This is a genomic window from Candidatus Thermoplasmatota archaeon (assembly GCA_029907305.1).
Taxonomy (GTDB): Archaea; Thermoplasmatota; E2; order DHVEG-1; family DHVEG-1; genus JARYMC01.
The window spans coordinates 1-9,603 of record JARYMC010000064.1 but is presented as its reverse complement, the minus strand read 5'-3'; the positions used below and the strand labels follow the sequence as shown (position 1 = coordinate 9,603).

General features: G+C 35.5%; 7 protein-coding genes. 5 read left to right on the top strand and 2 right to left on the bottom strand.

The window, feature by feature from the left end:
- The first annotated feature begins 148 nt into the window (after window positions 1–148).
- Window positions 149–2,167 (top strand): C25 family cysteine peptidase, encoded by a 2,019-nt coding sequence (locus tag QHH19_05535; protein MDH7517788.1) that lies wholly within the window; start codon window positions 149–151, stop codon window positions 2,165–2,167.
- 60 nt (window positions 2,168–2,227) lie between these two features.
- Here the strand turns inward: QHH19_05535 and QHH19_05530 are convergent, their stop codons facing one another.
- Window positions 2,228–3,052, bottom strand: coding sequence for an ABC transporter permease (locus tag QHH19_05530; GenBank protein ID MDH7517787.1), 825 nt, complete (start codon window positions 3,050–3,052; stop codon window positions 2,228–2,230).
- A gap of 2 nt (window positions 3,053–3,054) precedes the next feature.
- Window positions 3,055–4,143, bottom strand: coding sequence for an ABC transporter ATP-binding protein (locus QHH19_05525; GenBank protein ID MDH7517786.1), 1,089 nt, complete (start codon window positions 4,141–4,143; stop codon window positions 3,055–3,057).
- Window positions 4,144–4,305: 162 nt separating this feature from the next.
- Between QHH19_05525 and QHH19_05520 the strand changes: the two genes are divergently transcribed.
- The 4 genes from QHH19_05520 to QHH19_05505 all read left to right on the top strand — a co-directional run bounded on the left by QHH19_05520 (window position 4,306) and on the right by QHH19_05505 (window position 9,457).
- Window positions 4,306–5,043: a metallophosphoesterase gene (locus QHH19_05520; GenBank protein MDH7517785.1), complete on the top strand. Its 738-nt coding sequence runs from the start codon at window positions 4,306–4,308 to the stop codon at window positions 5,041–5,043.
- A 71-nt stretch (window positions 5,044–5,114) separates the two neighbouring features.
- A complete protein-coding gene (locus tag QHH19_05515; protein ID MDH7517784.1) occupies window positions 5,115–5,285 on the top strand; it encodes a hypothetical protein in 171 nt (56 codons plus the stop codon).
- A 47-nt stretch (window positions 5,286–5,332) separates the two neighbouring features.
- A complete protein-coding gene (locus QHH19_05510; protein MDH7517783.1) occupies window positions 5,333–8,176 on the top strand; it encodes a DEAD/DEAH box helicase in 2,844 nt (947 codons plus the stop codon).
- A gap of 72 nt (window positions 8,177–8,248) precedes the next feature.
- Window positions 8,249–9,457 (top strand): hypothetical protein, encoded by a 1,209-nt coding sequence (locus QHH19_05505; protein ID MDH7517782.1) that lies wholly within the window; start codon window positions 8,249–8,251, stop codon window positions 9,455–9,457.
- The last annotated feature ends 146 nt before the right edge of the window (window positions 9,458–9,603 follow it).

Sequence of the window (9,603 nt, the reverse complement as noted above, 5' to 3'; positions counted from 1 at the left end):
CATGTTTGTTGGTCTTATGAGGTTGAGTTGTTGCAGAGTAAAAAATAGTATAAATTTCTACTTTCCGAAGTACTGAGATAATGCAAACATTGATAAACCATAAATGTTTTAACGACTGTTAAAATATTTGTTCGGAGGCAAATAGATTATGAAGAAACTGTTACCATTGTTTGTAGTAGGATTTTTGGTCCTTAGTGGACTAGGTGCTGTTTCTGTAGCAAATAACACCATTCAGGGCTCGAAAGTGATGAGGGAATCGGTTGTTTTTTCAAACCCTGTGATTAAGGATATAGGGGCATATGTGACTGTTGATCTTGAAGAGGTGGATTCATCTTTTATTGAAGTTGAAAAACCTATGTTACCTTTTGTTACAAAAGTATTCACATTCCCATTTGGGACAAGTATCACTGGTGTTCATGTAAGTTTTTCTGGTGGAGGCAGCATAGATTTATCAAAACCTGTGAAACTTGCTCCCGAGCCTCTAATGGTTGGTAGTATTAATTTGCAGACAAAAGCTGTAAAATCAAATGTGAATACTGGTTTATATCCACCAAAAAGCTATGACTACAAAACCGGTATGGGTCTAGATGGAGAGGAACATGTTTTGTATGTTGCTGTGCAATGCTACCCTATAAGGTATTCTGATGTTACAAACAAGATCTATTACAGCCAAGTTGCTGATATTCAGATAACCTATGAAGAACCAGTAAACCCAACAACATTCAATGATGAATACGACATGGTCATAATATCCCCATCTGAGTTTTCAAACACGCTTCAAACTTTGATAGAACACAAGAACAACAATAACGTCAGAACCACTCTTAAAACAACCGAGGCAATATATTCTGAATACAGTGGTTATGACGAAGCTGAGAAAATAAAATACTACATAAAAGATGCTATTGAAACATTGGGTGTAAACTATGTTCTACTAATTGGTAGTGTTGACAAATTACCTATTAGAACAACGTGGTTTTTCCAGAGACATCATGAGTATTATTGGAATGAAACTGTTCTGTCTGATCTATATTTTGCAGATATATATGATGCTCATGGTGATTTCTGCAGCTGGGACTCCAATGGTAATGGTTTGTATGGAGAAGTCTATCGTAATTGCCCTGGTATAAATGACACCGTTGATCTTTACCCTGATGTTAACATAGGTCGTATACCCTGCCAAAAGATTTCTGAGTTGAAAACCGTCATCAACAAAATCATTCACTATGAGACAAGTACATATGGTGAAAGCTGGTTTAAAAATATGATACTCATAGGTGGAGATACGTTCCCTGGTTGGAATGGATATGAGGGTGAGGAAAAGAATTCTATAACAGAGAGTATAATGGCAGGTTTTAGCCCTACTAGACTCTGGGCCTCTGATGGTACACTTACTGCACGGAATATAAATAGGGCGATAAACAACGGCGCTGGTTTTATTGATTACTCAGGGCATGGTTTTGAAATAGGCGTAGGTACTCACCCCCCAAATGATGAAGAAAAATGGATTTCTTATTATACACCCTATCTTGCAGGTGCTCTGAATGGTTATAAGCTCCCTATCATCTTTTTTGATGCGTGTTTAACTGCGAGACTTGATTTCAACTGGTCTAGTTTTTTTAAGGCAATTAAACCTGCTGAAGTAAATTCTTATCCATCTATAGAAAACATTGATGCCTTTGATTACATCCAAGAAATTTCAGGTAAACAGATCGTAGGATCACCTGATCCTTTATCACTAGGTGACAAGTTGTTCCCATGTTTTGCTTGGTGTTTTGTTAAAAAGAGTTTTGGTGGTGCTATCGCAACTATTGGCGCAACTAGAACAGCATATGGCGGCATAGGCATGGGTTGTGGTTATCTCTCTTTGCAGTACTATAGAGCATATGCAAGTAGCGAAACAGTATCTGAGATGCTGACGAAAGCACAGAATAATTACATCAACAATATTTGGTGGGACTATTTCACAGTTGAGGAATTCATACTTATAGGTGACCCAAGCCTGAAAATAGGGGGTTACCCAACAAATGATAATTCCCAAAACAACGAGTATACCAGTCAGAATAATCAACAAAGCATTCAGCAATATCAGATTAATATGATTAATCAGCAGAGCAGTAATTTGCTGCAGGTGATTAAAACAACAAAACAGATAAATAACAACTAAATCAAATCCTCTAATGTTTGATATATCCATATACGTTTTTGTTTAGTACTTTTTATCATATTATTCCATTTTTCTGCGATTAGCCATTACAATACCTATTAAAAATAGTACAATCGCATACGCAGACATAACACCTATTCCAGTCCATAGATCTGGTTGAAAGGTAAGAAAATTAAACCTCTGATCTGAACCTAAACCATTTCCATTTGCAGTTCTTAAAACATCTGTAATTAGACTATTATTATGAGTTAGAATAAACCAGGGATCTACTTCTGCAACTATAAAAACAGCAGTTATGATTGGTAATATCATCAATAAAAGAAAGAAACCGATAAGTGTTGATGTTATAGTCTTTTTCATAATACTACTAAAGAAAAAAACAATACTTACCACACTAACTGAATAGAGTAATGCAATTAAAAATGATTGAGCTATTTCTAACGAAATTCCTGATATTCCATATATAGAAACCATCTCCATAACTGTAATCAGGTAATATAATGAAACAATCAACCATGTAGCAAATAGAGAAGCAATGTATTTACCTATGAATATACTAGATTTTCGTTGGGGTGTTGGGAATAAAAGCAAACCAGTTTTATTCTCAAATTCTCCTGAAATAGAATCACCTGTAAATATCGCCCCAGAGAGTATTATTAAAAGGTTAACAAAACCTAGATTGCTAGCTGCAAAACTATTTGCAGTATCCGCATAATCATGACCTAAAATTGGTGGAACTATAAAAAAAATTAGAGGTATTAGAATTGCAAGAATTAATGTTATAAGAATTCTTTTTCTTTTAATATGTTTTAACATCTCAAATTTTATTGTGAGATACATATTTTTAAGATCATCTATATCTGGGATATACTGGTTGATATCCATTTTTACATTACTCCTTTCTCATCATTCATAATTGACACATAAAAAGATTCTAAATCAGCTTTCCTGGTAGAAAAGGAAACAACTTTTAATCCCTGGGCAATCAATTTTGTAATTATAATATTGCTAGTTTCTGGTTTTCCATCAAATTTTATTTTTAAAAAACCATTTTCTTTTTCAAAGCTGTTAATCTCCGGTATGCTTTCTATTTTTTTAATATCTGATTCGGTTAACTGATCTAAAAATTCAACCTCGATTGTATCAACTTTTGTTCTGTTCATTATCTCTTCAATAGTGCCCTGCGTAACAATTTTACCATCATCTAAAAAAATAATCCTGTCACATGTTTCTCTTACCTCATTTAACAAATGAGAACTTAAAAAAATGGTTACCCCTTTATTTCTAAACTGTTTCAACATATCTCTAACATCTTTTATCCCCTTAGGATCAAGACCAATAACCGGCTCATCAAGAATCAATATATCAGGGCTATGTAATATCGCCTTGGCTATTGCTAACCTTCTCTGCATCCCAGTACTAAATGAACCTATCTTTTTATGTTCCAACTCTGACAATTTAACTATTTTCAAAACCTCTTTAATTTTTTGATTTATTTCATTCTTATTCATCCTATGGATTTTTCCGAAATATTTTAACATTTCATATGGAGTAAGATAATCATATACCCCTGGGACCTCTATTAAGGATCCAACTGATAAAAGCGCTTTTTTAGGGTTTTTATTCACATCAATGTTATTGATATAAATTTGCCCGGATGTGGGGGTAAGTAAATTTGTCATTAACTTTATCGTAGTTGTTTTTCCAGCTCCATTTGGGCCAACAAAACCTAATATTTCTCCCTTTTTAACATTAAATGAAATATTATCAAGGGCTTTAAAACCATTAAACATTTTTGTGAGATTTTTAACTTCAATTATATTATAATCACTAACTGTTTTTATTTCAGTTTTTTTAAAGGTAAATTTCCCTTTAATATTACAATTTGGGCATAATATAACAATTGTTTCTCTTGGTTTTCCCTGAATGGTTAAATGGGTTTTGCAATTTGGGCACATAATGGTTTTTGTAATCATGTGTTGCGCCACATATTATTATAACATAAATATTTTTTGTATCCAAAAAATGTTCTTTTTTTTGTTAAAAAAAGGTTTATCTAAACTTGTATTAACCCAGGGTTATATAATTTAGAAAATGTTTATTTATTTATTCTCACATTGAGACCGTTGAATTGAATCATGGAAACAGAACTGAAACCAATTCCAAATAAACCTGCTCTTTTGATAAATAAAAAAATACTATTAGTAGCAGATCTACACATAGGTATTGAGAGTGAACTGAGAGAACAAGGGATTAATACTGCTTCTCAGACACAAACCATGATGGATCATTTGATAGTTTTGTTTAAAAAATACAAACCAAAAGAAATCATATTACTAGGCGACATAAAACACAACATACCCTCATCAACGATACAGGAGAGAGAAGACGTAAAAAACTTTCTGGAGACGGTACAACAATATGGTATTGTTCATATAATACCAGGTAACCACGATGGCAATATACAAAAAATAACGCCGACAAGTATAACAATTCATCCATCGGATGGTTTCACCATGGAAAACCTGGGTTTTGTACATGGACATAGGTGGCCTAGCGAAGAAATTATGCGATGTGAACAAGTGATAATGGCGCATACGCACCCAACGATAATGCTTATAGATAGACTTGGATATAAAACATTTGAGTCGTGTTGGTTGAAGGCAAAAACCGTGAGAGAAAAACTAGAAGAAAAATACAAAAAACCTGGTGATCCGCAGATATTGATATTACCTGCTTTTAATCCACTATGTGGGGGTATATCAGTTAACAAAGAGGGTATTATGGGTCCGATGGGAAAGATAATAGATGTTGAAAACACAGAGGTTTACCTTCTTGATGGCTCTGGTCTTGGAAAAGTAAAGGGTATCAAATAATCAGGTTAAACTTAAATAACCCATTCTTAATAATGGGGGAAGAAAACCCTAGATGTTGGTGAACTATGGATATGAATCTATCAGAAAACATTAGAAAAACAATATCGTTCTTTCTATTAATCATATTACCATGGGTTATCATAGGTTTAGGTCTTGTTCTAAACGTCGCATCTGTATGGTACTATTTACTCTCTATACTATGGTTTGGTATGGGTTTCATTTTTTACGGTGCACTGAATTAGAGAAGAAAAAACAATAAATATAGGGCTGTGTTGCATTTTTTGGTTAGATGACATCGGTTTTTTCGATTTTAGATCCAAATATCCAAAAACATCTTGCTTCAAAGAACATATTAGAGGCTACTGAGCCACAGCTTAAGGCTATACCAGAGATAATAGATGGAAAAAATGTTCTGTTGATAGCGCCAACAGGTCTTGGTAAAACAGAGGCGGCTCTTCTACCAGTTTTTCATAATTTTTTAAAAGAAAAAAAACAGGAATATGATGAGAAAAGTAGGGGTGTATCAATTCTTTATGTTACGCCGTTGAGGGCTTTAAACCGTGATATGCTTAGGAGAACTATGCAGTGGGGGAAGGAGCTGGGTATAGATATAGCTGTGAGGCATGGTGATACATCTCAGGGTGAAAGGGCTAGGCAGGCGACGCATCCACCAGATATGTTGATAACAACACCTGAGACATTGCAGATCCTTTTTATTGGTAAGAGACTTCGGAGGCATCTAGGAAAAATTAGGTGGGTTATTGTTGATGAGATACATGAGTTGGCTGGTGATGAAAGAGGGGCACAACTGTCTGTTGCGCTTGAAAGGTTATATGAATTAACAAAAGAAGATCATCATGGTTTTCAGAGAATTGGTTTATCAGCGACTGTTGGTTCACCTGATGAGGTGGCAAGGTATCTTGGTGGGTTGGAAGATGATAAACCACGTGATGTGATGATACTTGAGGTTGATGTAACAAAACACATGGATATTAGCGTTGAGTTGCCTGTGGTACAAAAAAGTGATTATGTTGATGCGAAAAATCTGTCTATGGAGCCAATATCTTTTGCTTCTTTGCGTAGATGTAAAGAATTGATAGATAGTCATGTGAAAACACTGCTTTTCATAAACACTCGTGATGGAGCAGAGATCTTGGCGTCGCGTTTCCATATGTGGGAAAAAGATATGCCTATAGGTGTGCATCATGGTTCTTTATCAAAAAATGCTAGGGTTGAGGCTGAGGATGATTTCAAAAATGGTAAACTGAAATCGCTGATATGTACATCGTCATTAGAACTTGGTATAGATGTGGGTGACACAGATTTTGTTATACAGTACAACTCGCCTAGGGAAGTGACAAGGATAGTACAAAGAGTTGGTAGATCAGGTCATAGTATAGGTAAAACGTCGAAGGGTATAATCATAGCAACCCACCCTGAGGATCTGGCAGAAAGCTTGGTGATAGCTAGAAAAGCATTGAGAGGTGAGCTGGAGGAGCTAAGGGTGAGGCAAAACCCGCTGTCGGTTTTAACGAATCAGATCACATCGATGGCACTTGAGTATGGTAGAATCAAAATAAACAAGATGTACAACATAATACGTAGGGCTTACCCGTTTCATAAACTTAAAACCGATGTTTTCAACAAAACCTTGGAGCAGTTGAAAAACCAGCGTACGATATGGGTTGAGGATGATTTTGTGGTTAAACGTTCTAACTCAAGGAACTATTTTTTAGAAAACATTTCTATGATACCAGATGAAAAAACATACATGGTTACAGATATAACTACGAGGAGTAAGATTGGTACACTGGATGAGAGTTTCATTCTAAGCTATGGTTTCGATGGAGCAAGATTCATCCTAAAGGGTAGACCATGGGTGATAGTGAGGAGAGACGAAAAAGGGGTGCTGGTTTCGCAGTCGAAGGAGATGGGGACTATACCCTCATGGGCTGGTGAGGATATACCGGTACCATTTGAGGTGGCTATGGAGGTGGGGCAAATCAGGAGGCTGGTGTCAGAAGGAAAAGATTTAGGGGGCTACCCGTGTGATAAAGAAACGTTAAATAAAATCCTGAAACAGGTAGATGAACAAAAAAGACAAGGGCTAATAGTACCAGATGACCAGAATATAACAATCGAGGTGGAGGATAAAACAATTATCATAAACGCATGCTTTGGAACAAAGGTGAACGAAACACTAGGTCGTCTTATATCAGCTCTTTTAGCACAATCAATAGGCGAAAGCGTGGGGATAAACAGCGACGCATATAGGATAAGCCTAGAGTTACCAGCCCGCATACCAATAGAGAGAATAAAAGATATATTGTTGAAAACAAAACCTGAGACATTAGACTACTTACTTGAGACTATACTGAAGAACTCTACGTACATAAGGTGGCAGCTGGTGCATGTTGCTAGAAAATTTGGTGCGATAAGTAAAAACTTTGATTACAAAAACGTTGGAGCAAAAAAATTGTTGACACTTTTTGACAACAGCATCATATACGAGGAATCAGTTGATAAACTTATCTGGGAGAGGATGGATGTAGAAAACACACAGAAAATACTTAGGATGATACAAAACAGCGAGATAAAAATACATATACAAAGGTTGTCACCAATAGCATTAGCAGGTTTCGAAACCATTAGAGGGCTGATGGTGCCACAGAGAGCAGATAGGTCGATACTGATGGCATTAAAAAACAGGTTAGAAAACACTGATATACTCCTTGTTTGCACAAACTGTAACCATAGTTGGACGACGACAGTACATAGGGTAGACAAAAAACCTGGTTGCTCTAAATGCGGTGCAATAAAGATAGCAGTCCTAAACAGATACCGTGGGGATCTAGCAAAACTACTCTCAAAAAAGAATAGGACAAAAGAGGAAGAAAAAGAGGTTAAGAGATTACACAAAAACGCTAGCCTAGTACTAAGCCATGGTAAATACGCTATCCTAACACTGATGGCTAGAGGAGTAGGACCAGATACTGCCGGTAGGATACTAGGCAAATACAACAAAACCAGCTTGGATAAATCAGAGGAGCTGCAAGTCAAACTACTCCAAGACATATTAAAAGCGGAGCTAACATATGCGCGTACAAGAGGATTCTGGGATAACAACTCATAGGCACGAGAAGTTTTAATAATACAATAACATATTGATATACGCATATAATTTATTAGAGATCAGAGGATGTGGATGCCACCTTTAGAAAACAGAGAGTTAACCATAGGTATATTAAAAACTGCAGTAGACATCATAGGTAGGAGAACATCTGAGATATACGCGGTCGTAGTAGTAGATAGGATTATTGGTGAACTACGGAAAAAATATGATTTCCTAAAACATATAACGATAAAGGTTGCACAGTACTGGGAGTCAGTTGAAACAGTAAACGTGGAACCAGATATAAACAAGGTTGATAGAGAGGAGTTAAACAAGTTTTTAATAGAATTTTTCAAAAAACTGACAAAAACAATGGACAAAAGCACTGGTTACTATTTCATAAGAGAGATCAAAGAAAACTTGCCATTAAATTTTGAAGAAACACTTAAAAAATCAGGCATAGATTTAGATGTTTTACAACTGGAGTATATAACAGAATTAAAAATTCTAAATAAAATAAAGATAGAAAACTCAGAGATTCTAAGAATTGTGTTAAAAATAATCTTTGATATAATAGATATCGAGAGTGATAGGAGAAATGCTATTCAAACACTGAGTCATATAGTTACAAGGCTGAGGATGGAGTATGATTTTTTAGAGCACGTTGAAATAAACGATGTAATTCACATGCAGGGGATGGATATAATTTCTGTGTCAAAAAACATAGATACAGTAGAGCAAAGAAAAATAGGGGAGTTAATACAGAGGATACTACATGAGGCAAATAAATCACTGAAAGAAAAAGGTGGCTATAGGTTTATAGAAAGAATTAGGAACAGGCTCACAGAAGAGTATCTAATAAAACTAGAGGAGATAGGTGTGAACCTCGAGATGGTACAGCTGACACATGAAGCATTAGTTAAACATGTGATAAAATCATTGGTTGATGTACTGAGCGAGGCTAGCGCGCAGAGCTACGCTGTTCTTGCAGTGGACACTGTTCTAAAAAAATTGGATGATAGATATGGTTACTTGAAATATGTTAAAATAGACAGCACGCGTTATTCAGAGGGAATAAATGCGATAAGTATACCAGCTGGTCTTAACACTATAAGATCAACGGAAATTGGTAGAGCAATACAAAAAATCTTAGAGAATATAACTATCTCACTTGGTGATGAGGCGGGTCAATATTTCATAGAAAGGTTCTCACAACGTCTAGGAAAAATATATCTCTCAAGAATAGAGGAGATGGGTGTAAACCTGCATATGATACAGCTGAAACAAAACCTACTGTGGTAAAACTAATTTTATATGGAGCGAATTTCAAAACCTATTTCTCGGCGTTGTCCGAATAATAGTGAGGTGAAAAGTAAAAATTATATTGACTCAACATAAAAAAAATACATTTATTTAGTCATTAACCCTCATTTTATAAAGTAAAATTA

Bases quoted from the DNA above. Each gene is read 5' to 3' on its own strand.
- QHH19_05535 (MDH7517788.1), top strand. From the start codon at position 149: ATGAAGAAACTGTTACCATTGTTTGTAGTAGGATTTTTGGTCCTTAGT.
- QHH19_05530 (MDH7517787.1), bottom strand. From the start codon at position 3,052: ATGGATATCAACCAGTATATCCCAGATATAGATGATCTTAAAAATATG.
- QHH19_05525 (MDH7517786.1), bottom strand. From the start codon at position 4,143: ATGATTACAAAAACCATTATGTGCCCAAATTGCAAAACCCATTTAACC.
- QHH19_05520 (MDH7517785.1), top strand. From the start codon at position 4,306: ATGGAAACAGAACTGAAACCAATTCCAAATAAACCTGCTCTTTTGATA.
- QHH19_05515 (MDH7517784.1), top strand. From the start codon at position 5,115: ATGAATCTATCAGAAAACATTAGAAAAACAATATCGTTCTTTCTATTA.
- QHH19_05510 (MDH7517783.1), top strand. From the start codon at position 5,333: ATGACATCGGTTTTTTCGATTTTAGATCCAAATATCCAAAAACATCTT.
- QHH19_05505 (MDH7517782.1), top strand. From the start codon at position 8,249: ATGCCACCTTTAGAAAACAGAGAGTTAACCATAGGTATATTAAAAACT.